At 41.7% G+C, this 26,676-nt stretch carries 21 protein-coding genes and 1 pseudogene; 14 read left to right on the forward strand and 8 right to left on the reverse strand.

Features of this window, described 5'->3' with window-relative positions; genetic code table 11:
- Positions 1-75: 75 nt before the first annotated feature.
- On the forward strand, positions 76-2,172 hold the full coding sequence (locus tag AACU32_RS18055) for a GmrSD restriction endonuclease domain-containing protein (protein WP_096608060.1): 2,097 nt from the start codon (positions 76-78) through the stop codon (positions 2,170-2,172).
- 122 nt (positions 2,173-2,294) lie between these two features.
- Here AACU32_RS18055 and AACU32_RS18060 read toward each other — a convergent pair whose 3' ends face one another.
- From AACU32_RS18060 to AACU32_RS18070, 3 genes are all read right to left on the reverse strand, one after another.
- Positions 2,295-2,651, reverse strand: a complete 357-nt coding sequence (locus tag AACU32_RS18060; RefSeq protein WP_096601943.1) for a DUF5615 family PIN-like protein — start codon at positions 2,649-2,651, stop codon at positions 2,295-2,297.
- Entirely contained in the window at positions 2,644-3,027 is a 384-nt protein-coding gene (locus AACU32_RS18065; protein ID WP_096601946.1) for a DUF433 domain-containing protein, read from the reverse strand. Before AACU32_RS18065 ends, AACU32_RS18060 begins: the two co-directional genes overlap by 8 nt.
- 382 nt (positions 3,028-3,409) lie before the next feature.
- A complete protein-coding gene (locus AACU32_RS18070; RefSeq protein WP_096601949.1) occupies positions 3,410-4,042 on the reverse strand; it encodes a calcium-binding protein in 633 nt (210 codons plus the stop codon).
- A gap of 278 nt (positions 4,043-4,320) precedes the next feature.
- On the opposite strand from AACU32_RS18070, the gene AACU32_RS18075 reads away from it, so the two are divergent.
- A complete protein-coding gene (locus tag AACU32_RS18075; protein ID WP_096601952.1) occupies positions 4,321-4,770 on the forward strand; it encodes a hypothetical protein in 450 nt (149 codons plus the stop codon).
- A gap of 256 nt (positions 4,771-5,026) precedes the next feature.
- Here AACU32_RS18075 and AACU32_RS18080 read toward each other — a convergent pair whose 3' ends face one another.
- Entirely contained in the window at positions 5,027-7,222 is a 2,196-nt protein-coding gene (locus tag AACU32_RS18080) for a hypothetical protein (RefSeq protein WP_096601955.1), read from the reverse strand.
- Between the two features lie 78 nt (positions 7,223-7,300).
- Here AACU32_RS18080 and AACU32_RS18085 point away from each other — a divergent pair, with 78 nt between their 5' ends.
- From AACU32_RS18085 to AACU32_RS18095, 3 genes are all read left to right on the forward strand, one after another.
- A complete protein-coding gene (locus AACU32_RS18085; RefSeq protein WP_339378039.1) occupies positions 7,301-8,629 on the forward strand; it encodes a proton extrusion protein PcxA in 1,329 nt (442 codons plus the stop codon).
- Between the two features lie 277 nt (positions 8,630-8,906).
- Entirely contained in the window at positions 8,907-10,172 is a 1,266-nt protein-coding gene (mltA, locus tag AACU32_RS18090) for a murein transglycosylase A (protein WP_096601961.1), read from the forward strand.
- Positions 10,173-10,436: 264 nt separating this feature from the next.
- Positions 10,437-10,892 (forward strand): PIN domain-containing protein, encoded by a 456-nt coding sequence (locus AACU32_RS18095; RefSeq protein WP_096601964.1) that lies wholly within the window; start codon positions 10,437-10,439, stop codon positions 10,890-10,892.
- 462 nt (positions 10,893-11,354) lie between these two features.
- On the opposite strand, the gene AACU32_RS18100 is transcribed toward AACU32_RS18095, so the two are convergent.
- The 3 genes from AACU32_RS18100 to AACU32_RS18110 all read right to left on the reverse strand — a co-directional run bounded on the left by AACU32_RS18100 (position 11,355) and on the right by AACU32_RS18110 (position 12,995).
- The gene (locus AACU32_RS18100) at positions 11,355-12,041 is read right to left on the reverse strand and encodes a lipoate--protein ligase family protein (protein WP_096608061.1); all 687 of its coding nucleotides are present in this window, start codon (positions 12,039-12,041) and stop codon (positions 11,355-11,357) included.
- A 109-nt stretch (positions 12,042-12,150) separates the two neighbouring features.
- Complete coding sequence (locus tag AACU32_RS18105; RefSeq protein WP_339378040.1) at positions 12,151-12,366, reverse strand: hypothetical protein; 216 nt, start codon at positions 12,364-12,366, stop codon at positions 12,151-12,153.
- A 149-nt stretch (positions 12,367-12,515) separates the two neighbouring features.
- A complete protein-coding gene (locus AACU32_RS18110) occupies positions 12,516-12,995 on the reverse strand; it encodes a YbjN domain-containing protein (RefSeq protein ID WP_096601970.1) in 480 nt (159 codons plus the stop codon).
- A 142-nt stretch (positions 12,996-13,137) separates the two neighbouring features.
- On the opposite strand from AACU32_RS18110, the gene AACU32_RS18115 reads away from it, so the two are divergent.
- Positions 13,138-14,190, forward strand: a complete 1,053-nt coding sequence (locus tag AACU32_RS18115; RefSeq protein ID WP_096601973.1) for an aromatic ring-hydroxylating dioxygenase subunit alpha — start codon at positions 13,138-13,140, stop codon at positions 14,188-14,190.
- Positions 14,191-14,356: 166 nt separating this feature from the next.
- Positions 14,357-16,459 (forward strand): tetratricopeptide repeat protein, encoded by a 2,103-nt coding sequence (locus AACU32_RS18120; RefSeq protein WP_096601976.1) that lies wholly within the window; start codon positions 14,357-14,359, stop codon positions 16,457-16,459.
- A 244-nt stretch (positions 16,460-16,703) separates the two neighbouring features.
- Here the strand turns inward: AACU32_RS18120 and AACU32_RS18125 are convergent, their stop codons facing one another.
- Complete coding sequence (locus AACU32_RS18125; protein WP_096601979.1) at positions 16,704-16,976, reverse strand: GlsB/YeaQ/YmgE family stress response membrane protein; 273 nt, start codon at positions 16,974-16,976, stop codon at positions 16,704-16,706.
- Between the two features lie 849 nt (positions 16,977-17,825).
- Between AACU32_RS18125 and AACU32_RS18130 the strand changes: the two genes are divergently transcribed.
- From AACU32_RS18130 to AACU32_RS18160, 7 genes and pseudogenes are all read left to right on the forward strand, one after another.
- Positions 17,826-19,058, forward strand: a complete 1,233-nt coding sequence (locus AACU32_RS18130; protein ID WP_096601982.1) for a DUF4336 domain-containing protein — start codon at positions 17,826-17,828, stop codon at positions 19,056-19,058.
- Between the two features lie 755 nt (positions 19,059-19,813).
- Positions 19,814-22,756 (forward strand): beta-phosphoglucomutase, encoded by a 2,943-nt coding sequence (pgmB, locus tag AACU32_RS18135; protein ID WP_096601984.1) that lies wholly within the window; start codon positions 19,814-19,816, stop codon positions 22,754-22,756.
- Positions 22,757-22,997: 241 nt separating this feature from the next.
- Positions 22,998-23,351, forward strand: a complete 354-nt coding sequence (locus AACU32_RS18140) for a hypothetical protein (protein WP_096601986.1) — start codon at positions 22,998-23,000, stop codon at positions 23,349-23,351.
- A gap of 96 nt (positions 23,352-23,447) precedes the next feature.
- On the forward strand, positions 23,448-24,971 hold the full coding sequence (gene ycf46, locus AACU32_RS18145; protein WP_096601988.1) for a stress-responsive protein Ycf46: 1,524 nt from the start codon (positions 23,448-23,450) through the stop codon (positions 24,969-24,971).
- Positions 24,972-25,116: 145 nt separating this feature from the next.
- On the forward strand, positions 25,117-25,467 hold the full coding sequence (locus AACU32_RS18150) for a DUF1257 domain-containing protein (protein WP_011321426.1): 351 nt from the start codon (positions 25,117-25,119) through the stop codon (positions 25,465-25,467).
- Between the two features lie 246 nt (positions 25,468-25,713).
- Positions 25,714-25,941 (forward strand): annotated as a pseudogene (locus tag AACU32_RS18155) (gluconolactonase); the annotation flags it as partial.
- Between the two features lie 42 nt (positions 25,942-25,983).
- Positions 25,984-26,541, forward strand: coding sequence for an antibiotic biosynthesis monooxygenase (locus AACU32_RS18160; protein WP_096608062.1), 558 nt, complete (start codon positions 25,984-25,986; stop codon positions 26,539-26,541).
- The last annotated feature ends 135 nt before the right edge of the window (positions 26,542-26,676 follow it).

Below are 26,676 nucleotides of genomic sequence, written 5' to 3' on the forward strand. Positions count from 1 at the left end.
ACCCCCACTCACTGTCAGAACTTAATGCGCTCTTTGCATCCCTCAAACATCGTGTATTCCGAGGATAATTATGATATGAAAGCTACCGAAGCTAATTTGCTTGCTTTTATCAAGAAGTCCCCGCAGTTCGTTATCCCTATCTACCAGCGTACCTACTCGTGGACAGAAAAGGAATGTCGGCAGTTGTGGGATGACATCGTGCGTACTGGCTCAAACGATGACATCTCTGCTCACTTCGTTGGCTCCATTGTCTACATTGAAAAAGGGCTTTATCAGGTATCTAGCCAATCTTCACTGCTGGTGATTGACGGACAGCAACGCCTGACAACAGTGACATTACTAATAGTCGCACTATCTAATGCCCTTGGCGATACCGAGATAGTGGGAGGTTTCTCACAGCGCAAATTGCAAAACTATTACTTGCTTAACCCAGAAGAGGATGGAGAACAGCATTACAAGCTAATTCTCTCACAAACCGACAAAGCTTCACTTATAGCCATTCTCAACAGATCCGAGCAGCCCAAGGACTACTCCATCCGTGTGACAGAGAACTTAAAGCTGTTTGAGTCGCTGATTAAGGAGCGTAAGGACGATTTGGCGACTGTGTGCAAAGGACTGGCAAAACTGGTGGTTGTAGATATCGCCCTCACCCGCGACCAGGACAATCCACAACTGATTTTCGAGAGTATGAACTCAACTGGTCGTGAGTTAAGCCAAGCCGACCTGATCCGTAACTACATTCTCATGGGACTTGAACCCCAGCTTCAGACTAAGCTTTATGAGCAGTATTGGCGACCGATGGAAGTGGAATTTGGGCAAGAAGCTTATGGTAGCCATTTCGACGGCTTCATGCGCCATTTCTTAACAGTGAAGACTGGCAATATTCCCAACCAGGGAGAAGTCTATGAGGCATTCAAAGCTCATGCACGTTCAAAAGAAGTAGCTCAGGCTGGCGTGGAGGGACTGGTAGCCGATATTCGCACTTTTGCCCGCTACTACTGCGCTATGGCCTTGGGTGCTGAATCAGACCCAAACCTTAAACTAGCCTTCAAAGACCTACGCGAATTGAAGGTGGATGTAGCTTATCCTTTCCTCTTAGAGCTTTATCACGATTATGCTTTGGGTGATTTTCCCAAGGCAGACTTTCTCACAGCAGTGCGGCTGGTTGAATCCTATGTATTTCGCCGTACCATCTGTGCCATTCCCACTAACTCACTGAACAAAACTTTCGCTACATTCACGAAAGCTCTGAAGAAAGACCGCTACATCGAAAGCATTCAGGCTCACTTGCTTCTATTGCCTTCCTCTTCCTATCGGCGCTTCCCCAATGATGAGGAGTTTAAGCGCGAACTGCAAACCAAAGACCTTTACAATTTCCGCAGCCGTAGTTACTGGATTCGTCGTCTGGAAAATCACAATCGCAAGGAACGAGTGTCGGTGGATGAGTACACCATCGAACACATTCTGCCACAAAACGAAAACCTTTCTTCAGCATGGAAGAAAGCACTGGGTACAGAGTGGCAGCGAATTCAGCAAACTTACCTACACACCCTCGGCAACTTGACTCTGACTGCATACAACTCGGAATACAGCGACAAACCATTTGCTGAAAAGCGTGATATGCTGGGGGGCTTTAAAGAAAGTCCACTAAAGCTAAATCAGGGTCTGGGAAATATTGAACAGTGGGATGAAGATGCCATTCGCCGACGGGCAGACCGACTCTCTACCATCGCACTCGATGTCTGGGCTGCCCCTAAGCTGGATACGAGCGTGCTTGAGTGCTATAAATCCAAGCCTGCCCAATTAGGCTATACCATAGCAGATCACCCGTATCTGCTCTCTGGAACAATGGCAGATGTGTTTAAAGCATTCCGTAAGGAAGTTCTGGCGCTTGATCCCTGCGTGAGTGAGGAATTTCTCAAACTCTACGTTGCCTACAAAGCAGAGTCCAACTTTGTGGACATAGTGCCGCAAGCGAAGCGGTTACGTGTGTCGTTAAATATGCCATTCTCCGAAATTAATGATCCCAAGGGTATTTGCAAAGATGTATCCGGTGTAGGACGCTGGGGTAATGGTGATGTAGAGTTTGGTCTGGCATCCCTTGATGAGTTGCCATATGTGATGGGATTGGTGCGGCAGTCACTGGAAAGACAGATGGGAGGTATAGAGTAGCCTAATGAGTAACTTCACTTACTTCAAACATCGTGTATTCGGAGCAGAGTTATGAACTGCTGCGACTTTTTTCAGCACACATCTTAAGTATTCGCTGGTTGAGCAAAGTCGAAACGAAATGACTAGTTTCGCCAACGATTGAGCCAATCTACCTGACCAACCCAATCTGTTGCTTCTGATTCAGATAACAGGCGATCTAATGCTGCTATCAAATCTGAAAGTGACCAACTATTCTGAGCAGCAAGGATAATACCACCATGTTGAGGATACTGTTGCGCTAGAACAATAAAGTCTCTGACGTTGAAAGTAAAGATACATCTGCCCTGAGCAGTTGCACGTAATAATTGAGTTTCATCACTAGCATCTAAAGGCATCCAGTCATTTGGTGTACGAGTGACATCATGCCCTTTAGATACCAATGCTGAATGCAGCGATTTACTAGATGTATCTGCATCCAGATGAAGCTTGAGTTTAACCATTGGCAATTTCTAAGGATTGCTCAGAAGCGATCGCTGCGTCAATCTGCCCCTTATTTGCTATATAAAAACTCAGAGCTTCTTTTACCTGTGCCTCAGTAACCTCATACTCATTGGCAATCTGACTTGGACTCATACCCCATTTTTCCGAAGCGATCGCTACAGTCTGCACTCGAATTCCCGTCCCTTTGATGACAGGTACAAGTTGCCCATTTGTCCCCTGACGATAAGCAATTTGTGGAAAAGATGCTTTGAGCATACTTACTTTTTCTGTTACAGCCCACAAAATAAATTGGTCAAGCGAAATACCCTGACTCTGGGCTAATTGCTCAACTTCATACCTTAACTGCTCAGGTAAATTTAGGGCATATACTGTCATTTTCAGTTTTTAATTTCTGGCTCTAGAAACATCATATTATAAATCTAGATAAACATCCCGTGAAATTCTAGGTTGAAACTCAAATATATACTGGTAATGAAATAAGTAAGTCGGTGAGAATAAACCTAACTATGTAACAGATTGTAAAATCTGCATAACCCTTGCGATTGCTTCATTCCACTTCGTTTCATTCGCAATGACATAGCGTGAATTATTTAAGCCGTTCTACTTACTAGCTTTTTGTTCTTAATGATCGGCAGGTGCGATCGCTTCTTTGGTGGTATGGAAAGTAACTATTCTTGGGGAATGCGATCGCTACTATTAAACAACAAAATCCCCGACTTCTTTAAGAAAAAGGGGATCTGAGGCTATCGATTTTTATTTAGGTGATTGTTGTGATTGAACGACCTGAATTAATATGCAGGTTATCTAAAGATTGTTTGCTTTGAATAATCCCAATTAATTGCTCAGAACCATTACCATCATAATGATCGGCATCGAAGTAGATTCCTAGACCAGAAACTCCATTAGGTAATTTCACATCTACTAGCTTATAATTTATCGCTCCTTTGAGCTGAATCACATCTTTACCAGGTTCAAAATCAGCAATCAAAGCATAGCTTGGTGGGGGTTCTGTCGGAGGTGGTGCAACAATAAATCGAACCTGGCTATCATCATAATAAACTTTATCGCGATCGCCTAGAACGAAGGTATCTTTGCCTGCGCCACCAATTAGTGTATCTCGCTCTAGCTGACCTGGTTGGTCATCCGCCACATTCACACCAATGAGGATATCATCACCAAGTCCACCAGTGAGAGTATCTCTACCTGAGCCACCAATGAGAGTATCTTTACCCGCACCTCCATACAATTGGTCGTTACCATCGCCACCATCGAGGCTATCTTGACCCAAATTACCAATCAGCACATCTGAGCCACCAAAGCCTTTGATGTGATCGTTATAAATGGTACCACGGAGAAAATTATCCCCCTCATTGCCATTGATAATTGCCATGTTAATATTCTGCTCAACGATGAGAAGTCAAATAAGTCGCACGTCAGTTATAGATAGAAAATGATTTTTTATACGATTTCATTTTTGCATACTTAACTAAATTTTCCACGCCAATTTGGCTGGAACTATTTTAAATTACACACTCTTGACTAACTCTATAAAAAGAGCTAATCCCTTTGACAGGTTATGACAAGATAACTTCTCTCTTAAGAGCCTTTTAACTGATGAGTCTGATGGCGTAAAAATAGAATGCTAAATCTAAAGGAGAATTGTGTTCTATGAAACTAAATTATTTTACCAAAAAGCTCTCGACTGTAGGACGTTGGATAGCTACAACTGTATTTTGTATGTCAGCGATCGCTTTTGTTTGGCAAGGTGGGTTTTTGGGGAATAACACTGCAATGGCTAATCCTGCTGTAAACTTGATTGCATCAGCAGACGCAGGCGATCGCGTTCAAAACAAAGCTAGTGAAGATGCTGGACGCACCAAGAATTTCATCCGCGATGCAGCAAATAAGGTTGAGGAAACTGCAAATAAAAATGCTCGTCGAGTTGAGGAAGCAACCGATAACAATGGTAGCTTTGTAGAGCGCAAAGCCAAAAGAGATGCGGCTCGCATTGAGCGCAGAGCAGAGGAAGATGCGGCTCGGACTCAAAAAGCAGTAGACAAAACAAAGAATGTTGTTGAGCGGACTGTAGATAACATTAAGGATGCTTTTAGCAAATAGGGTACATCCAATTTTTGAAATACCCAATAAATATGTAGTGCGAGCGTAAAGGAAGCTGGTGTTCATTCATCGAGCAAGATGCTCGCACTACGGAATATGGGTAATTTATTTTTTGTAAATCCCTAGTCCTATGTGATTTGTAAACATCAGTAAGCTCTCAGATCCCCGACTTCTTCAATAAGTCGGGGATCTTGTTGTTAGCATTGTCACTCGATGCGTAGACGCGGAGCGGCTTGTCGTAGACATCGCTTGACTTTCAAGCTAGACTGTCTTCGCTAGCCCCTAGCCCCTCAGAATTAACGCTTACACAAGCATTAACTAAAGGTAACAGTGGACCTAATTGCTCTTGTCCATTGACAGCTAAATCACTATGGCATAAATACACTTTCTCCGATACGCGGGAAAGCAAGTCTGTTAAAATCCTTTGTATTCGTTGCTCTTCGGCTAATTTTTCATCTTCTGCTGTCCAAGGTGAACCTAATCTTTCTTGCAAAAATAAGGGTGCGCCATATAATGTCGCCGCGCCACCTTTAGCCCATAGTGGCGAACTAGCATCAAGCCAAAAATGCCAACGGTGAAATCTCCGACTAGAACGGTATTGAAAGATGGTGGCTAAGGTGACAGCTTTTCTTACTTGTCCGATGGGGCGTAAAGGATAGGGGTTGGCGGTAATTGTACCGCGTCGTAGCAGTTGAATAAATTCGGCAATGGTGGATTCAACAGGACTGAGTGCGGGTAATTTGCTCTGGGTTTGTTGGAGTCTGGTGTTAATTTCCCAGTAGTGTTGTGCGGTTTCCAACAATTCCCGTAAGGCTGCTAGTTGATCGTAGGGGGGATTATTATCTTTACAAAGAAAGTCTTGAATTGCTAGGTAGAGTAAGGAAATCGGGCTAGGAATTAACCGCTGTTCTTGTTGCGATCGCTGTTTTTCTATCCACTGTAATATCTCATTATATGCTGTGGTGGCTGCATAGCCGATGCGATCCCAGCGATCAAATGTTGTTACCTTCAGCAAATTTGGGCGTTCTGGATGCGGTTCAAAACAGTAATCTGCAATTAATCCAGCGCGTACAGGATCAATGTCGGTGCTAAGTTCTGTTGAATTATCTGCTGCTTTTTGTCTGCGACTCAATACCACCAACATCTCGGCTACGGCATCTCGATCGACTAAGCGGCCTAAACCAGGATAAACTAAAGCCAGCATGGTGAGTAATGCCCGAATTGCTGGTGAACTAATCAAGGGGCGTTGGTCGTTGAGGGGTTCTACTAGGATATTTTGTTTGTTGAGGATTTCGATTAAAGTATAACGAGCGATCGCATCTAAACCAGGTGCAATTACAGCGACTTCTTCTGGTTCTACTTCTTTCGACTTGATCGCCTCCACAATCACCTCAGCAGTTTGTCGCAATAATTGGGCGCGGGAGGTGGTTTGAATTGACTGTACTGTTGCTGGTAAGCTCAACATCACCGTCGGTTCTGTGGCTAATTCCACCATTTGCGTAGCCAACTCAATTGCTAAGGATTCTGTCGGTGGACTGATCAAGGTTTCCACTTGACAACGCCCTGCTAATCCTTCTAAATATTCCGGATCTGCTCCCAATCCCAAGCGGACTGCACCTTCTCTATTGTAGCTAAACGCCCCCACAGCACCTTGATTTAACAAGAACTCAAACAAGTTACGGGCTATGGCTGGATAATCATCGACATCATCAGCCAATACTGCTTGATAACGTTTGGCTAGATGCTGTTGATAATATTCATTGGTTAATAGATGGTGATTGTACAGTTCGGTAATAATTCCATAGGTTAGCAATCCCCTTTCTAAACACCAGTTGCGCCAATCAAGCAGCAAGGATGCGAGAAATTCTGGCTCTAAATTAATCGGATTATCTCCCAAACCGCTTGCTAAAATTTGGGAAATGCGATCGCACTTTTGACCGCTGTATGCGGCTAATTGCAATAAATCCAGTATCCGCCGCACTAGGCGATACTCACTCATTCCCGCTAGGCGCACAATTTCCGCGTCTAAATCCTCTCGCCAGAGTTTAGTCGCCAATTCCTGTTCGGTTTCTGGGCGCAATCTCACGGGAAATTGGGCGTTCAGCTTTAATGACTGAATCAGCAACGGCCAAAATAAAATCACTTCGTCCTGAAAAAAACCTAGAGGTGTCTTAGCGCGTACCGGAAATTTGCCTGAAGTGGCGGTAACAATTCTATCTCCCAGTTCTCTGCGGTTATCATCATTCGCCGCTAATAGCAAAACTCCTGGTTCAGTCTGGCGCAGTTCCCAGCTTTTGGGTAAAGGGTTGCCTTTTTTTTTATTTTTGTGGTTAGTATAAAATGAGTCAATAGCTTGATGATGATTTTGTAACCAACTACAAAACTGCTTGACTAAACGAGCAGTCTTACCACTACGACTACCACCAACAATCCAAACAGAATATAAAACCACAAACCCTCTCCTTGTAGATTTGTTAGTATACTTCGTGCGTTAATTTAAGGTTAAGAATCACCAAATCATGCTGGATGATTGCCGACGATGAATAACTCTGTTTTTAGTCAAAAAATTTACTCGTTTTTACTAGGGCTTTACCGATGGTACTTACGTACACCAGAGCGTTCTCTGGATGAAGCTTATAATGCAGCATTCAAGATTAAAGAATTAGAAGATAAGCATTTCAATGGTAATAAAATAGACCCTGACTCAACCATGTACAGTAGTAATGTCATGGATTATTTTCAGTCAGATCTGAAGAAACAATTAAAAATTGCCAGAATGCGACTAACAGAGTTTAAAGGTAGTCGTTGGTTCTTAAACGAAGCTAATCAACAAGCTGCTAATGAAGCAGGTGTAGAATATCCTGAACTTTCATTAGTTTTAGAAAAGCTCAAATTTATTGACCAAATTATTTCCAAATATACCATTGTTGAACCCGAGGTAAACTCTCTAGTTGTAGTAGATAAACCTCCCAAAATCAAATCAGACTTAATAACTAATCCCACACCTCCAACACCAATACCAAAAGTAGTTAATAACGTCCCCAAAAAACCTCAGGGAAAAGCAAATTCAACGGGGATATTACCAAGGTCAATTTTAAGTACTATTACTCGCTTACAAGTTGAATTAGATCCCAATTCTGAACAAGATGTAGTTCAAAATTTTCGCCAAACTCAAAGAAGAACAATCATATCTATCAGGTTTATTTTACTATTAATTATTGTACCACTTCTGACACATCAACTAGCAAAAGCATTGGTAGTGGGGCCTTTGGTGGAAAAATTTAGAGGTTCGGAAGCAGTGCAAATTTTCCTGAATGCGGAAATGGAAGAAGAAGCATTGGTAGAATTAGAAAGATTTGAAGAAAGAATAAAATTTGAGAATTTGATCAGCAAAGCACCACCGATATCTGCTGAGGAAATAGAACACCATATGCAGGAGAAAGCTGGTGAGATAGCTGAAGAATTCCGGGAAGAAAGCGCGAATGCCATTAAAAATGTTTTTTCCGATATATTTTCGGTTGTCGCTTTTATTTGGCTGTTACTAGTTAGTAAACCGTCGATCGCGATTATCAAAGAATTTTTCGATAATATAGTCTATGGTCTGAGTGATAGCGCCAAGGCATTTATTATCATTTTGTTCACTGATGTATTTGTAGGGTTTCACTCGCCTCATGGTTGGGAAGTGATTTTAGAAGGTATATCTCGCCATTGGGGATTACCAGCAAATCGAGATTTTATCTTCTTATTTATTGCCACATTCCCAGTGATTTTGGATACGATTTTCAAATACTGGATTTTCCGCTATTTAAACCGGATATCACCTTCCGCAGTTGCCACGTATCATAATATGAATGAATAAAAGTTGACGGTTGACTGTTGACTGTTAACAGTTGACGGTTGACGGTTGACCGCGCCAATTTTAGATTTTAGATTTTAGATTATTTCGGTTTATGCACAGCCGTGGGTGGAACAAATCCAAAATCGTCAATTTAAAATCCCTAGTAGGGGCGGGTTCACAAATATCCTCGTTGATTCACAAAGATCCAACTAAACCCGCCCCTACCCTTTATGGGTGCAGTCAATCCAAAATCGTCAATCCAAAATCCAAAATTGATTGACTGTTGTTATTTCTCACCATGAAATTTAGATTCACTTACTTGATTAGTTTACCTGTTGTGCTGTTGATTTTACTGGTAAGAATGCCATCTTTAGGCAATCGACCATTAAGTCCGCCAGAATGTCAACTAAAAAAATGGCATATACCAGGATTATTGACTAAAAATTCCCCAGAAAAAACACCAGTATTAATAGAGAGATCACCAGTGACTTGTTGTCAAGACGATCGCTCTTGTGTGGATGAGGCAATATATCAAGGTGAAAATGGTAAAGTCGGGGATAAAAAAGCGCTGTTAAATTCCATCGATCGCAGTTTGCGATACCTACAAACTCCTAGGGCGGATGCGGCTTATGAAAATTATTCAGTACCAGGAATCACACGCGATCGCGTTTATCAAAGTTTGATCAGATTCCGTCAACTGTTACTGACAACTAAATCCGCAACCGCACTTCATAATGCGATCGCCAAGGAGTTTGTCTATTACCAGTCAATTGGGAGAGATAGCAAAGGTGCTGTGTTATACACAGCCTATTACGAACCAATGTACACTGCAAGTCGTGTACCCACAGCCGAATACCGCTATCCTGTGTATAAAGCACCCCCCGATTTAGAATCCTGGAGTTTACCCCATCCCACCCGCCTAGAACTAGAAGGTGCAGATGGTTTACAAGCGGCAAAAGGTAAACTCCGGGGGTTAGAGTTATTTTGGTTTCGCGATCGCCTCGAACCATACATGGTACAAATTCAAGGTTCGGCAAAACTGCAATTGACTGATGGTACTAAAACCAGTATTGGTTACGCAGGTAATATCGCCTATAACTACAAAAGCATTGGGCGGGAACTGGCGAATGATGGCAAATTACCCTTAGAGGGAATGACTATGCCGATTATTCTCGATTATTTTCAAAAGTATCCCCAAGAATTAAATGTATATATTCCTCGCGATCCCAGCTTTGTGTTTTTTCAAGAAACTAAAAACGCGCCAGCGCATGGTTCAATCGGACAACCAATCACAGCAGAACGTTCAATTGCTACAGATAAATCTTTAATGCCCCCTGGTGCTTTAGCGCTAATTCGTGCGGATTTTCCCTTTCCTGTTGGTAAAGATAAATTAGAGCATCGAGTTGTCAGTCGTTACGTACTCGATCAAGATACAGGCGGTGCAATTAAAGGTGCTGGGAGGGTGGATTATTTTTTAGGAACCGGTAAATTAGCAGGCGATCGCGCTGGTGTCACAGTGGGTAATGGACAATTATTTTATTTATTACTTAAACCTCAAAAATAAATTTTGAACCCTATTATCGGTAGGGCTATACCTTACACAATGCGGATACCAAGTATTATTTCAATAATTACATAATCATCATCTATAAGTATTTATTGCAAATTTATTTATTCTCCCAAATTTGGAACTCAATAAATGATTTTGCGTCATACCTATTTAAGCGCGTTTGCAGAATTTCTCAAACAAAATGAGAGGAATTTAACTCAATGCGTATTAGCTGGCCTATGGCACTCATTTTTTATTATTTAATTTTCGAGGTTAAAAGTGCTGAAAATTTTGGTTGATGCTGATTTAATATTAGAAGCTTTAATGAATCGCCATAACTGTGTTGAAGATGTAGGCAAATTATTAGATATAATACATCCTTTAATTCACGTATATATTACAGATGTTGGTTGGCAAAAAATTTATAACTATATTAGTTGCTTACAAAACCCGAAAATCGCTAAATTAGTAGTTAATTCTTTACAAGAAAAAATCAAAATTTGCCCAATAGACAATAGAATTTTACAACAAGCGAGGTCATCCACTCTCAAAGACTTTGAATCTGCTGTTGAACTAGCCTGTGTCAGTCATCGTCAACTACATGCAATTGTCACTCATAAAAGAGAACATTTTGCCGATGCTCCGAATAAATTTTACATTTGGTCAACAGCAGATTTGTGGGTAAGAGCAAATTTAGAACTTCAATATAGGCATACTGAAAAGTTAATTCAGTAATACAGCCGATTTCAGGTAAATGAAGTACATGGGTAGGGGCACAACATTGTTCATACGTGTCAACTGAACGTGGAACCCGCTTTGTGACAACGTTTTGCCCTCACCCCCAGCCCCTCTCCCTAAGGGAGAGGGGAGCCAGAGATTCAATTCCCCTTCTCCCTTAGGGAGAAGGGGTTAGGGGATGAGGGTGTGGGGATTTGTACAACGCCCGCCCTATAAAGCTTTTGGCTTAAGTTGACACTAATGAACATTGTTGTGCCCTCACGATCATCTGTACTTCACAAAGTTGCAATCTGCTGTAAAAATCGCCCAGATGTTAACCTGAGTAAGGGAATTACAAAAAATAAATTACCCATATTCCGTAGTAGTGTGAGCATCTTGCTCGATAAATGAACATCTGCGAGCGTCTCGCTCGCACTACTTATTTTTACTTGATGCTTTAGTGGTTTTGTAGCTAGTGCTTTAACCCAAAATCTCCTCCCACTCAGATGAAGATAGCGGTTGCACAACTAACTCTATGTCAAAACAATAACTAGCAGCAGCCATCAAAGCTGTAATAATTATTTCTAAACTTAAATATTCCGGTAATTGTACCTGTGTCCAAGATTGGGATCCAAATATTTGGGTAAACAATTCAGCATCCTGGCGTAAGCGGATAGAACCATGTTGTAAAATTGCCCCAGCGCGTCGCAATTGGGCGCTACCAATGAGTTTCGCCCCATCAGGTAAAACTAAATCTGCACCAGTAGCAGTACCAAAACAATTAGGGTTATGAATATAACCTCGTCCCGCCGTACCGTAGTTTAATTCCACCCCCAGCGATCGCCAACCTTGAATCAAAAACTCACAAATTTTCTGGTATGTTTGGAGGCGATGTCTAGCGACAAGCCGCTTTGCGTCTACGCCATTCAATCCTGATGTGACGACAGTATATGTTAAATCACCTTGGTGTAAAACTGCTCTCCCACCAGTAGAACGGCGTACTACATCCAGTTTTTCTCCTTGCCAAATTAGATTTTCCCAGAATTCGGGGTATTGGCGTTGATGATAGCCCAGAGAAATAGCAGCTGGCGACCAAGTGTAAAATCGCAAAGTCGGGGGATGTTTTCCCGACAGGTGCTGTGCTAGCAACCAGTCATCAATCGCCATTTGCACATTACCAGCAGCTTCAAGTAAAGGAATTAGTCGCCAAATTTTCGAGTTCAAGAGTCGGAAATTAGAGATTATAAGTTGAATGTTGGAGTTCCGAAGGTGGAAGTTAGAGATAAAAAGTTGAACTTTCGAGTTCTGAAGGCGAAAGTTGGAGATAATCAGTCGAACTTTCGAGTTCTGAAGGCGAAAGTTGGAGATAAAAAGTCGAACTTTCGAGTTCCGAAGGCGGAATTTGCAGATTGGAAGTCGAACTTTCGAGTTTCGCAGGCGGAAGTTGGAGATAATCAGTCAAACTTTCCAGTTCCGAACGCGGAAATTGCAAATTTTTTCTTAATTGATCGCTCCTGAGAGACTTTCAATTAAGAAAATACCAAAATTGTGGGGGCAAGGTACAGAATTAAATGTCTATTTTACCGAAAGTCTTGGGATACAGTGCCCCTACTGGTCAAATAACTCCAGGATAGCGATGATTTACGCTGCACCAAACTCAGATTGTAAAGCTTCGTCGTTGTTATCTGCGATCGTTGCCACAATCGTAATTAAGCGCGAGACTTCGCCGGGGGATAATTCTGCTAGTGTACGGGTGGAAATAACAACCACTTGGTTTTCAATAATTCCAAAACGAGCTTCAAAGGTGCTAGAACAGTTCAACTCTAATAAGTACCGCATCAATTTGGATTCATCTTTAGCCGGTAACTTTAATACCACAGACCAAACTGTGATAGTATCTTCATCACTTGTACCACTGAGTTGGACAAATACTTCTACACTGCCGTACTTAAACTTCCAGAGATAATTACCCTCTGGACTGTGGCTAACCATTGCACTGTCATCTTGTTCCAAGCTATCGATGACATTTTCAATCACTTCCACATGGTTAATAGTCGCCGTTGCGACGATGGGATCGTTGACGACTTCGTTGTTGGCTAGGGTTTCTTGGTAGTTTGTCATACAGATTTTTTCCTGAATATGGTTACTGATTTATTTACACCTACTTTATAACGCCTAAACCAGCTAGTTTGAGCTTCCCAAAGTGATAGTCTGGTTTTCAGCCAGATAAAATTGACCTGAGACACCGAGAACACGCGAGTCTATGTCCTCTATTTCCCAAACTGTGCAAAATCGTGATATCCGTCAGTTGGGTATTAACCCCAATCACTGGTATGTAGTTGCTCGTAGTAGTGAAGTCACAAATAAGCCTATAAATGTGGTACTTTGGCAGCAGGCGATCGCACTTTATCGAGATAATACAGGCAAAATCCACGCTTTAGAAGACCGTTGTCCCCACCGTCAAGTTAAACTCAGTCATGGGCAAGTCGTTGGTAGTAATTTAGAATGTGCATATCATGGATGGCGCTTCGATGCATCCGGTGAATGTGCAGCCGTTCCCTACCTCGCAGAAAATCAGAAACTACCCAGCTGTAAAATTCGCTCCTATCCAGTCAAAGAACAAGACGGTTTTATCTGGCTTTTCCCTGGAGATGAAACACCAAAAGTAGAACCCCTCAGTTTACCCGAATGGGATCATCTCAATTACATTGCCACAGTTTCCATTATTAATTGTCATGCCCATTATTCTTATTTAATTGAAAACCTGATGGATATGTATCACGGACATTTACATCAGGATTTGCAAGCTTGGGCAGAAGCAGCTTTACAAGATATAGAAGAAAATGCCAATCGCGTAGATGCCCATTATACAGCCCAAAGTTATTATAAAATCGATAAAATTTGGTCGATATCTCAATTATTTTTTCCCGCTTTGCGGCGATTACATCCTGAACCTTTAGATGTGAGTTATATTTATCCGCACTGGGCTTCAAAATTAGGACAAGATTTTCAAATTTACTGTCTACTGTGTCCTATCAATGAAACCCAGACGAAAGCTTATTTAGTGCATTTCACATCATTAAATGCATTTTGGCGATTGCACAAATTACCTATTTGGTTTCGCCGCTTAGTCAAAGACAGTTTATTTGGTGCAGCGCAGAAACTACTTGATGGTTTAGTAGTTCAAGATGTGAAAATGATTGAAGAAGAACAACAAGCGTATTTACAAAATCCAGATAGGCGAAATTACGAGTTAAACCGAGCCTTAGTCAGCGTACAACGGCTAATGAACAACCAGTTTCAGCATAATTCATAATTATCCCACAGATTAATCTGGGCGATGGAAACAAATACAACAAAATTTGTCGGGACGGGGAAACGCCGCCCATTATCCCCGCCCATTATCTCATCTTTATAGAGAAGATTGTCTTGAACTGTTTATTTAGAGGCAAAATAGTTACTAGTATCCCCAAATTATCAGTATGAGTTATTGCCTCAATCCCAGTTGTCAAAACCCCACTTTTAACCCAGTGGATACAAAATTTTGCCTGATTTGCGGCACTAATCTCCTACTGGATAATCGCTATCGAGCGACTGAGTTACTGGGTGCTGGCGGTATGGGGAGAAACTTTTTAGCTATGGATGAACGTACCCCATCGAAAAAGCGTTGTGTGATTAAGCAGTTTTTCCCAGCTCCTCAGATTCTCAACAATCCAACTGCATACCAAAAAGCAGTTGAACTTTTTAACCGAGAAGCGGCAACCTTGGATACACTGGGGGATGAGTCAAGTAAAATTCCTCGACTCCTGGCAAACATCGAACAAGACAAACGCCTGTATTTTGTGCAGGAATTTATCGATGGAAAGAATTTGCTCCAGGAATTGCAACAACAGGGAACTTACAACGAATCGCAGATTTTGCAGCTATTGACAGAATTGCTACCCGCGCTGAAATTCATCCATGAGCGGAGTGTAATTCACCGAGATATTAAACCAGAAAATATCATGCGTCGCCGAGATGGCGAATTATTATTAATTGATTTTGGCATTTCTAAAGAACTTAGTGGTACAGTCATGTCCATAGGTACAACGGTTGGAACTGTGGGATATGCTCCACCAGAACAAATGACCTATGGTGAATCCTATCCTGCAAGCGACATTTATGCTTTAGGTGCAACTTGTATTCATCTGCTAACTAACACTTTTCCGCACTTACTTTACAATCCTCAAGAACAGCGCTGGACATGGCGAGAGGTGATAGCTTCTCAAGGAAAATCTGTGAGTAATCAACTAGCGCAGATTTTGGATAAAATGCTGCAACAAGACATCCGCCAGCGCTATCAATCAGCAGACGCAGTTTTAATAGATTTACAACCAAATCCAACCCTACCAGTCTCAACACCACAAAAAATCACACCGCCTACCCCATCACCAACACTAAATTACAAGCTGAGAAATTTTATCGGGATTGTAATTACTATTGTGGTGGGTTTGACGATATATAAATTTTTCCAACCTTCAGTCCAGTCGCCACCGAGTACCATTCCTTCATTAGGGACTCAGCCATCAAATTCCCCTTCTCCCTCCCTGTCCGACTCATCAGCCTTAGCATCAAAATACTATGAGCAGGGTAGAAAATTCCGACAAGAAGGAAATAATCAAGCAGCGTTAGAACAATATAATAAAGCAATTGAGCTTAACCCTAAATATGCCAATGCCTATGTAAGCCGGGGTATAGTTCGCGATGACTTAAACGACAAACAAGGCGCTCTACAAGATTACAACCAAGCAATTGAGCTTGACCCTCAATATGCGATCGCCTATTACAATCGGGGTATAGTTCGCGATGACTTAAGCGACGAACAAGGCGCTCTCAAAGACTATAATCAAGCAATTGAGCTTGACCCTAAATATGTCAATGCTTACATTAATCGGGGTATAGTTCGGAAAAACTTAGGCGACAAACAAGGTGCGCTACAAGATTATAACCAAGCAATTGCGCTTGATCCTAAAGATGCCGATGCTTATTACAATCGAGGTAATCTTCGTAAGAGCTTAGGCGACAAACAAATTGCTCTCAAAGATTACAACCAAGCCATTGCGCTTAACCCTAAATATGCTCTTGCCTACTATGGTAGGGGTATAGTTCGCAATGACTTAGGCGACAAACAAGGCGCTATACAAGACTATAACCAAACAATTACGCTTAACCCTAAATATGTTGATGCCTACTATGCTAGGGGTAATGTTCGCGATGACTTAGGCGAAAAACAAGGCGCTCTACAAGATTTTAACCAAGCAATTGAGCTTGACCCTAAATATGTCAATGCCTACATCAATCGAGGTATAGTTCGGAAAAACTTAGGCGACAAACAAGGCGCTCTACAAGACTACAACCAAGCAATTGCGCTTAACCCTCAAGATGGCGATGCTTACTACAATCGAGGTAGTCTTCGTAAGATATTAGGCGACAAACAAAGTGCTATTAACGATTACAATCAAGCTGCTATTTTGTATCAGCAACAGAGAAAAACAAAAGATTATCAAGATGCTATCGAACAAATCAATAAATTATCACCTCAGTAGATTAAATTATGCTGTATGTTAATTGCTATACAGCATTAAAAATTAGATCTCCATCTTCTTTGAGAAGTCGCATATCAGCAGAAGGCGAATTTTTACAAATTATTGACAATTGCTATAGGCATAATTAATAATAGCACCCACCTCAATAGAGGTAGGCGCTATGTTTTTTATATAAATTCAGGGATAAATAATATTTACGCGGACTCCCTGATTTTTACTAATAATCAACTCGCAATCTAGTTTTCTAAACAGCACTACTGCGGTTTAACAAATTCCACAAGAAAACGGCGATAATTGCGCCAAGAACCGCGACGATGATACCAGTAACGCTGAGAGTAGGCGCGGCTAATGCTAAAGTTCCCGTACTAAAGAATACACCCAAACTACCGCCAATAAATGCACCGATGATTCCGAGAATAATGGTTCCGAGGATTCCACCACCTTGATGACCGGGATAGATAGCTTTAGCGATCGCACCAGCAATTAGTCCTAAAAGTATCCAAGCAATAATGTTCATTTTCGTGTTGTGATTGAATAACGTTTTTTACTGACAACTACACATTATCAATTTCCTTATCATTAACCAATCTACCATTAGCCTTATTTATGTATATATCCAAAGACTAATAAAAACGCTACTATAGCAATCCGTTTAGGATTTATGAAATATTTCATAAAGGCTTGTGGAATGTTAACTGTTAACAGTTAACAGTCAACAGCCACAAAGTAGATTTTTTTCAACTGAAATAATATGGCTATATACCTTTTGATATATGCCAGAAATTTTATACATAAAAATTTAAAGAAAAAGCTCCTAGTTGGTCTATAACTAGGGGCTTATAAAATTATTGCTTGGTAATAGTAGTATATGTATTTATGGTTACGCCTCTCCTCTACTTTAAGAATTAAGCTCTAGTATTTCCAAAGTATTGTTAACTTTCAAAGGCAATTCCACACCATGTATAAAAAAAGTGCAATTTTTCAAAGTATATCGGAGTGTATAAGCAAGAGAAAACTAAATAATTTATGTGAGGAATTTCAAAAAACTAAACCTAAATTAGAAGAAGAAGTGACAGCAGCCATGACAAATTAGAAACAATCCAGGAAATTGGGTATTAATTTTCATGACCTTTTTAGGGATGCGATCGCCCACCATCAAGCATGAAAATATCATTCTCCGCGTCTCCCCCTCACTCCCTCTGCGCGTTTATTTTCAAGCTTGGACTGGAAGCATCAATGATTTCCCTAGTTCGTGGGTCATCAGAGACGAGAATTTTTATTAAAGCTAGGTTAATGGCGCAACAATTTGCTAAACTCCAACTTCTAGAGGGCAAATAGCTCACTGGGAATTGGGGGGGTTCGCAAAGTGGCTCAAGAAGAACGTGTAAGTAACATAGAACAAATTGATCCAAGGGACTTTTCATGGTTTTTCTGGTTTACTTTGCCACTCTACCCCTACGGTAGACGGCGGACAATCCGCAAAGAAGTAATTAAGGATACAGTCTGGACTTTTGACCAAATGCAGGGCATTTTCTATGTTGTTGTGCCCATTCGCATGACTGTTGTCAAGTTAGAAGCAGGAGGTCTTTTAGTTTATGCTCCTGTTGCTCCAACTTCTGAGTGTATCCGCTTAGTGAATCAGTTAGTAGCAGAACATGGTGAAGTCAAGTATATTATTTTGCCAACTATCTCTGGATTAGAACATAAAGTTTTCGTCGGCCCCTTTGCTAGATACTTTCCCAAAGCACAGGTTTTTGTCACTCCCCAACAGTGGAGTTTTCCCTTAAATCTACCACTGGGCTGGCTTGGTTTACCCCCGAAAAGGACTCAAATCCTCCCAGAAGATAGCCAAAAAGCACCTTTTGCTGACGAGTTTGATTATGCAATTCTCGGCCCCATCAACTTGGGTCCAGGGAAATTTGCGGAAGTTGCATTCTTCCACAAGCGATCGCATACTTTATTAGTCACAGATTCAGTAATTTCTGTACCAGAGGAACCGCCTGCGATCGTGCAGTTAGACCCCTATCCTTTACTATTCCACGCTAAGGAGAATGCTGGCGATATTGTTGCAGATAATCATGCCAACCGCTGTAAAGGATGGCAACGGATTTCGCTATTTGCTTTATACTTTCAACCAAGGGTGCTAGACGTAATTGGATTAGGTCAAGTATTGCGCGATGCTATTACAGCATCAGAACGTTCTAAAAAAGCTTATTTTGGATTGTACCCGTTTAAATGGCAGTCAGATTGGCAACGCTCATTTTATGCTCTACGGGGTGATGGTCGTTTATTTGTAGCACCTATATTACAGACTCTCATTCTCAACCGCGCACCCCAGGAAACCATCGATTGGGCTAATAAAATAGCAAGTTGGAATTTTAAATGGATTATTCCTTGTCACTTTGACTCACCAATCAAAGCTGAGCCATATCAGTTTCGTCAAGCATTTTCTTTCCTAGAACAGCAACCCGCCGTCAGTGCTGGCTTGTTCAACAGTAATAGTTATCCTTTACCCCAAGAGGATTTTAAAGTCCTTCAGGAAATTGACATCAATCTCAACAAGTTTGGGATTGTACCGCCAGCAAAGGATAAGCTGTAGAGCATGGCTTAGTAACTACCGTACATTGCTCAAGGATTTTTAATTTTCGATACCAGGATTTGTTTTGCTATCATCTGACGGAATTGGCGAAATAATCTCAAATCTAAAATTCGTACTGTCAATTTATATAACTGTCACAATGCTGCTTAACCACCAACTACATATCATCCTATAATACACAGCTTAGATGTTATATTCAGGAATTGCTCATAACAGCAGTCAAACAGAGACTTTTAAATATCTTGCATTTAGTTCATCTTATATAAATTAAACAAATCACACATTTTTTTGAGTAGTCAACGGTGATGTGAAATGCCTATAATATCAGGGTTTTCACAGTTATGGTTGAGACAGTAAAAAAATTATAAAATTACCGACTGCGCAGTTATCTAGAAAACTTAATAATTATTTCAATTTATTAGTGCTAATCGGCTTCTGGAGTAGTTATTCATTTCCAGACAGTGAGCCTATTTAGAAGCAAATTTGCATAAAAGTTTTCTTATGTTACGCAATTCAACCATATATATATATTCGTAAAATTTCTAATATTAATAGCTAAGAATATGAGTTATTAATAAAATCTATCTATAGACGGATGAAATCGGGAACGTTTATATTAGCAACAACGTCAAGATCCAAAATTGAGACTACATCGAAGTCGAGACAACATAGAGAAGATCCATTGCCGATCGCACTTCTATAAATTGGATTTGATTCTAACTCAAACTAACCCCCTAAATTAGGTATGTGTACTCATGGTCAACTTATCCGTTCGCGATTCCCAACAAAATCAGGCTCTGATTGAAGCTACAGGCTGGAACGTTATTGAAACAGAATTTGATCCCACCCAGCTGCACCATAAAGAAACAGTCTTTACCCTGAGTAATGGTTACTTAGGAACCAGGGGTAGTTTTGAAGAAGGTTATCCTCAAGATTCCGCAGCCACACTCATAAACGGCTTGTATGACAAGGTGGCGATCGCTCATACTGAACTTGTGAATTGTCCCAGCTGGCTGCCATTAGTGGTGAAAGTGGCAGGCGATCGCTTTAGTATGGACAGTGGTGAAATTATTTACTATGAACGACGGCTAGACTTGCGTTTAGGTATACTTAGCCGTGACGTGCGCTGGCGTTCTCCCCAAGGACATACATTAGATTTCCACTTTGAGCGGTTTGCTAGTTTAGCAGATCAGCATGTTTTAGCAATTCGCGCTCAAGTCACATCCTTAGACTTTGAGGGTGAAGTTTCTTTTGAAATTAACTTTGAGCCAGAACCCCAAACCCAAGGCGTACCACATTGGAAAACCCTGAATAAAGGTGGTGTAGATCAGATTATTTGGCTATACAACCAAACTCGTCACTCAGAAATTCAGCTGGGGATGGCAGCTAAATTAGTAGTAGAAGGTGAAAATCCCCCACTCATCAATCTCGAAAATGCTGATACTTCCCCCAGCTTAAGCACAACCTTCCAGGTAGTACCAGGAAAAAGCGTTAGTGTAGAAAAAATTGTTACCCTGTTTACCTCACGGGAAACAGAAATTCCCATCGCCGCAGCTTTACAGAGATTAGCAGATGAACCGCGTTACTCAACTCTTTTGGCAGCTCACATAGCCGCCTGGGAACAGGTATGGCAAGACAGTGACATTATTATAGAAGGCGATCGCCAAGCGCAGTTAAGTGTCCGTTACAATTTATTTCAATTATTAGCTGTAACACCGCGTCACGATGACCGTGTCAGCATCCCACCCAAAACCCTCTCCGGTTTTGCCTATCGAGGACATATATTTTGGGATACAGAAATTTTTATTCTTCCGTTCCTAACCTTAACTCAACCAGGCTTGGCTCGTAATTTGCTTACCTATCGCTACCACACTTTACCAGGAGCTAGACGCAAAGCCCAAGAAGCCGGATATCAAGGAGCCATGTTTGCTTGGGAAAGTGCGGATACTGGTGATGAAGTCACACCCCGCTGGGTTCCCCATGCTAGCGGTAACGGTGAATTAGTCAGAATTTGGTGCGGTGATATTGAAGTCCATATCAATGCTGATGTCGCCTATGCTGTTTGGCATTATTGGCAAAATACCAATGATGACGATTGGATGCGGGATTATGGCGCGGAAATTATTTTAGATACAGCAGTTTTTTGGCAAAGTCGCGTTATTTGGAATTCAGAACGTCAGACATACGACATATTAGATGTAATTGGCCCTGATGAAAACCACGATCGCGTCAATAATAACGCCTTCACCAATTTAATGGTGCAGTGGCACTTGCAATCAGCTTTAGCAATTTGGGAATGGCTGAAGCACACCTATCCGGAAAAATCCGCCCAACTGGCGCAACAATTGAAGTTAACCACAGAGCGTCTCCATCAATGGACGGATATTCAAGAGCGTTTATATGTAAATCAAGACAAATCAACTGGCTTAATCGAGCAGTTTGAAGGCTTCTACCAATTAGAAGATGTTAATCTCGCTGATTACGAACCCCGCAGCCAATCTTTACAAGGTTTATTGGGAATTGAAGCCACAAACCAAAAGCAGATTCTTAAACAGCCAGATGTGTTAATGCTGCTCTATTTACTTAGAGGGCGCTATGACTATAAAACTTTAGCCATCAACTGGGATTATTACAGCAAACGCACCGACCATAGCTATGGTTCCTCTCTCGGCCCAGCCATTCATGCTATCTTAGCCTGCGACCTCAACCAACCCACCCACGCTTACACTCACTTTCTCCGCTCAGCCTTGGTAGACTTAGAAGATGTAAGGCGTAATGCAGCCGAAGGAATTCACGCCGCCAGTGCTGGAGGAGTATGGCAAGCAGTGGTATTCGGGTTTGGCGGTATTCGGATGACTAAATTGGGCCCTGTCGCCTGTCCTAATTTGCCTCCAACTTGGAAACGCTTGAAATTCCGGCTGCAATGGCGCAATGAGTGGTATGACTTCGACTTGCGACAAAAAACAGACATGGAAATTGACAATCCACAAGCAGATGTGAATCTGCAAACCGCACACCCACAAATTAAAGGTGTCATCTTTGATTTGGATGGGGTTTTGACCGATACCTCTGAATTGCACTATTTAGGGTGGAAGCGAGTAGCCGATGAAGAAGGCATTCCCTTTGACCGAGAAACCAACGACGCTATCAGAGGATTACCCCGACGAGAAACACTACTCCAAATTTTAGGCGATCGCCCCACCACTGAAGAAAAAATTCAGGAAATGATGGAGCGCAAAAACGGCTACTTCCTAGAATTAATCGAGAAAATTACCACAGAAGATTTACTACCTGGAGTAGCCAATCTCTTGCAAGAACTGCGAGATGCGGGAATTAAAGTAGCTTTGGGTTCATCTAGTAAAAATGCTCAGACAGTAATTCAACGCTTAGGCATTAAAGATAAATTGGATGCGATCGCCGATGGTTACAGCGTCTCCCAACCCAAACCCGCACCAGATTTATTTTTATTTGCTGCTCAACAAATTGGCATTTCCCCATCACAGTGTCTTGTTGTCGAAGATGCCATAGCCGGGGTAGAAGCAGCTAACGCCGCTGGGATGTGGTCTGTGGGACTAGGGCCAGTCGAGCGATTGGCTAAAGCTAATGTAGTATTACCCAGTTTGGAAAGAGTAACTTGGCCAGACTTGCACCAGCGCATAGCCAATAGCGAAAAGCCAGCCGTCTTAGTAGAAGCTTGATTTTGAAGATTTGCTTTTCTCCAATTTTCCAAATCATCCCACTCTGTATATCAGGGTGGGATTTCTCTATTCTTGAGGCGGAACGAGACGCTAACAAAGAACCAATGACAAATGACCATTGACTATTGACCAATTATTAACAAATGTAACAATATTGCCATCAAAACGTTTTACCGTCTTGACAAGCTAGAGAAGAGCCGATAACGTAATATACATACCCGGGTAAGGCCGTTAAAGAAATATGCAAACGCAAACTAAGCAAAAGGTTACTTTGTATTTATCACCAGAACTTCACAGAAGGCTGAAGATTCGTTCAGCAGTTGATTCTGAACCAATGTCAGATCTTGCAGAGCGTGCCCTCTTTTTCTACCTATCTAATTCAGAATTGGTTGAAGAAGTAGAAGCTTCTGCTTATGGAAGAACTCACAGAGTATATTCTTGCCCCGAATGTGAAAGTTCACTGGTTTTACGTGATGGCGAACTAATTACCTTAAATAATCAACCAGGGGTAATTGGTCACGAAGATATTTCCATTGATGAAATGGATAAAGAAAAAACCCATCCTCTGGGTGAGGAAGAGTTAGTTCCCTGCTAGATATGAATGAGTTATGAATAGCTAAATTCATAATTCGGTTGTCGTTACCACCAAAACGATGTCTGTACTGTACTAAGGTCTCAAGTAGGTCGATGTATGAAAGAAGAGCTCAATATTCTAATTCAAGCTCAATACCCTTTAATCTACCTTGTGACCTCCGAGGAAGAGCGGGCTGAGCAGGCGATATCCAACATAGCACAAACATTAAAGCCCCAACGCCGAGTATATGTTTGGACAGTAACTCACGGCATCGTGGAGTATGGTCAACCTCGGAATGTCACCCAACATAATACTGTTTCTCCAGAGGCAGCAATTGAGTGGATCATTCGCCATAAAGAACCTGGTATATTTATTCTTAAAGATTTACATCCATTTATAGATGCACCTGCGACGGCCAGATCGTTACGTGATGCGATCGCTAGTTTTAAAGTATCGTCGCCTAGTTCACCAAAAAACATTATTTTAATGTCGCCGGTTCAACAAGTCCCCATCGAACTGGAAAAGGAAGTTGTAGTTCTCGACTTTCAACTACCAGACATGGCTGAGTTAAATAAAGTGTTAACTCACCATTTAGATCAAAATCGTGGGAGACGACTGACAACAGAGGCGAGAGAAAAGCTCCTCAGAGCTGCCTTGGGTTTAACGAAAGATGAGGCTGAAAAAGTCTATCGGAAGGCACAGGTAACTACAGGGCGTTTGACGGAAGATGAAGTAGATATAGTTTTATCTGAGAAAAAGCAGCTAATCAGACGCAATGGTATATTGGAATACATCGAAGAAGATGAAACCATTGATGCTGTAGGTGGCTTAGAAGAGTTGAAAAAGTGGCTCAAGCAACGCTCTAATGCTTTTACAGAAAAAGCCAGAGAGTACGGTCTACCCCAACCAAAAGGGATGTTGATTCTGGGAGTTCCAGGTTGCGGTAAGTCGCTAATTGCTAAAACTACTTCTCGATTGTGGGGGTTACCAATTTTACGCTTAGATATGGGTAGAGTTTACGACGGCTCAATGGTGGGTCGAAGTGAAGCTAACCTGCGTAATGCCCTAAAAACAGCAGAATCAATTTCCCCAACGATTCTGTTTATCGACGAATTGGATAAATCTTTTGCTGGTAGTGCTGGTTCTGGTGATTCAGATGGCGGTACTTCCAGTCGGATATTCGGCTCTTTCCTAACATGGATGCAAGAAAAGAAATCTCCTGTATTCGTAATGGCAACTGCTAACAGAGTAGAGCGTTTGCCGGGAGAATTCTTAAGGAAAGGTCGCTTTGATGAGATTTTCTTTGTGGATCTGCCCACTCCCGAAGAACGTCAGGATATATTTAATATTCACCTGACGAAGCGTCGTGAAGATATATCACGATTTGATTTAGGACAACTAGCGAAGATGTCCGATGGATTTTCTGGGGCAGAAATTGAACAAGCGATCGTGGCGGCGATGTATGAAGCCTTTGCCCAAGAGCGCGAGTTCACCCAATTAGATATTATAGCTGCACTGAAGTCAACACTGCCGCTGTCTCGTACGATGCAAGAACAGGTCACAGCTTTGAGAGACTGGGCCAGACAGCGCGCTAGACCCGCAGCATCCTCCGTTGCTGAATATCAGCGAATGGAGTTTTAAAAGCTTTCTCCTGCTAACCCAGGGGGAAAGGCTAGCAGTAAATGCTAGCAGTTAGATAAAAAAGCCGCTTTTAATTTAAGTGCGGCTTCCCCAAAAACAAACCGTTGTCGTTTTTTCTCAATCTTCTCTTTTGGAGGAAACCCAAATGTCTCACTTTAGCACTCTGCGCACCAAGATCACCGATGCAGAAATCCTCAAAGCATCCTTGCGCGACCTAGGTATCAGCGTAAAGACTGAAGCTGATGTCCGTGGTTATAACGGCCAGCGTGTACGTTCTGACATCGTTGCTGTGTTGGACGGCGAATATGACCTAGGTTGGTCTCGCAACAGTGATGGTTCTTTCGACCTCATTGCTGACCTGTGGGGCGTAGCTAAAAAGCATAATCAAACCGAGTTGATCAACTCCATCAACCAAAAGTATGCAGTTAACAAAACCTTAGCTGAAGTAAAACAGCGCGGTTTGCAAAACGCCAATGTCAAATTGGTATTGCAATAGTAATTTCTCTGCGCGTTCCCAAAGCTGCACGGGCTAACCAAGTATATAGCGGTTAGTCCGCTTTTTTATCGGGACTGGGATTTATTTCTCAGTCCCGATTTTTGTTGTGATTGATTTTTTAATCTTCCACAGTGCAAAGGAAGAAAAACACAAATCAGAGGTTGGCCGAAGACAGGTTGAAGTTAGCAGACCATTGTCAAGTAAAATGGCTATGGCTACGAGTATTTCACCTATCTTTAGGTCAATATGGAAAATTCAGCAGGTTTACCCCCCCCCATTTACGCGGATACGCCGATAGAATTAGCACCAGCCAAAGTTATTACCTTATTTCCCGTCAATACTTTTCTAGAAAATTTAGCGATCGCACCAGATGGCACAATATTTGTAACTAATCACGAAATCGGTACAATTGTTCGCATTACACCAGATGGAAATCAGCAGATCCATGCGAGTCTAGAAGGCAAAGTCATGGGTTGAAAGTTAAGTAACCATACTGTGGTTGTATAACTTATGGCAATGGAACAGGAAGAATTGGTCACTGTAGTCATTTCACAACTGGTAAAACCAGGATGCGAAAAAGATTATGAAGCTTGGATGAAAGAAATTATTGGTGTTGCCAAAACTTATTTTGGTCACTTGGGGACAAATATAATTCGTCCACAACCAGGTGTAAGAGCAGAATATGTAATTATCCTGCGGTTTAACAACTATGAAAACTTAAAAGCGTGGATGACATCACGAGATCGCCAATACTGGCTAAATCAAGGTAAACATTTGGTGCAATCTGAACCTCATATTCAAGAAATTAGTGGCTTAGAAGCTTGGTTTTCTCTTCCTGGTCAACCTTTGAAAACTCCACCACGTTATAAAACAGCATTACTCACTTGGGTATGTGTATATATATTGATTAATTTATTGAATACGTTTCTAACGCCGTTGCTGCGTGGTTTACCTTCTTTGATTGTTTCGCTGATCATTACCATTATTATGGTTGTACTATTGACATATGTGATTATGCCTAGAGTTAGCCGTTTGTTTAGCAGGTGGTTATATGGTAAACAGGGAAGAGTTTAGAGTTTGAAAGTCTTGGCAATTAGCTTGCTGGAAGTGAAACACCATGCAGACAAAACTTTCTGCTTTATTATGGGAATATTGCTCTGGGTAAGCTTTGGCGGCTTAATCGGTCGATTGAGGTTCATGATTGTCAAC

The sequence above is a fragment of the Calothrix sp. NIES-2100 genome, from assembly GCF_963875285.1.
Taxonomy (GTDB): Bacteria; Cyanobacteriota; Cyanobacteriia; order Cyanobacteriales; family Nostocaceae; genus Aulosira.

Excerpts from the sequence above, each read along its gene's own strand:
- AACU32_RS18055 (WP_096608060.1), top strand. The coding sequence starts at position 76 with ATGAAAGCTACCGAAGCTAATTTGCTTGCTTTTATCAAGAAGTCCCCG.
- AACU32_RS18060 (WP_096601943.1), bottom strand. The coding sequence starts at position 2,651 with ATGGTTAAACTCAAGCTTCATCTGGATGCAGATACATCTAGTAAATCG.
- AACU32_RS18065 (WP_096601946.1), bottom strand. The coding sequence starts at position 3,027 with ATGACAGTATATGCCCTAAATTTACCTGAGCAGTTAAGGTATGAAGTT.
- AACU32_RS18070 (WP_096601949.1), bottom strand. The coding sequence starts at position 4,042 with ATGGCAATTATCAATGGCAATGAGGGGGATAATTTTCTCCGTGGTACC.
- AACU32_RS18075 (WP_096601952.1), top strand. The coding sequence starts at position 4,321 with ATGAAACTAAATTATTTTACCAAAAAGCTCTCGACTGTAGGACGTTGG.
- mltA (WP_096601961.1), top strand. The coding sequence starts at position 8,907 with ATGAAATTTAGATTCACTTACTTGATTAGTTTACCTGTTGTGCTGTTG.
- AACU32_RS18100 (WP_096608061.1), bottom strand. The coding sequence starts at position 12,041 with ATGGCGATTGATGACTGGTTGCTAGCACAGCACCTGTCGGGAAAACAT.
- AACU32_RS18110 (WP_096601970.1), bottom strand. The coding sequence starts at position 12,995 with ATGACAAACTACCAAGAAACCCTAGCCAACAACGAAGTCGTCAACGAT.
- AACU32_RS18115 (WP_096601973.1), top strand. The coding sequence starts at position 13,138 with ATGTCCTCTATTTCCCAAACTGTGCAAAATCGTGATATCCGTCAGTTG.
- AACU32_RS18120 (WP_096601976.1), top strand. The coding sequence starts at position 14,357 with ATGAGTTATTGCCTCAATCCCAGTTGTCAAAACCCCACTTTTAACCCA.
- AACU32_RS18125 (WP_096601979.1), bottom strand. The coding sequence starts at position 16,976 with ATGAACATTATTGCTTGGATACTTTTAGGACTAATTGCTGGTGCGATC.
- pgmB (WP_096601984.1), top strand. The coding sequence starts at position 19,814 with ATGGTCAACTTATCCGTTCGCGATTCCCAACAAAATCAGGCTCTGATT.
- AACU32_RS18140 (WP_096601986.1), top strand. The coding sequence starts at position 22,998 with ATGCAAACGCAAACTAAGCAAAAGGTTACTTTGTATTTATCACCAGAA.
- ycf46 (WP_096601988.1), top strand. The coding sequence starts at position 23,448 with ATGAAAGAAGAGCTCAATATTCTAATTCAAGCTCAATACCCTTTAATC.
- AACU32_RS18150 (WP_011321426.1), top strand. The coding sequence starts at position 25,117 with ATGTCTCACTTTAGCACTCTGCGCACCAAGATCACCGATGCAGAAATC.
- AACU32_RS18160 (WP_096608062.1), top strand. The coding sequence starts at position 25,984 with ATGGAACAGGAAGAATTGGTCACTGTAGTCATTTCACAACTGGTAAAA.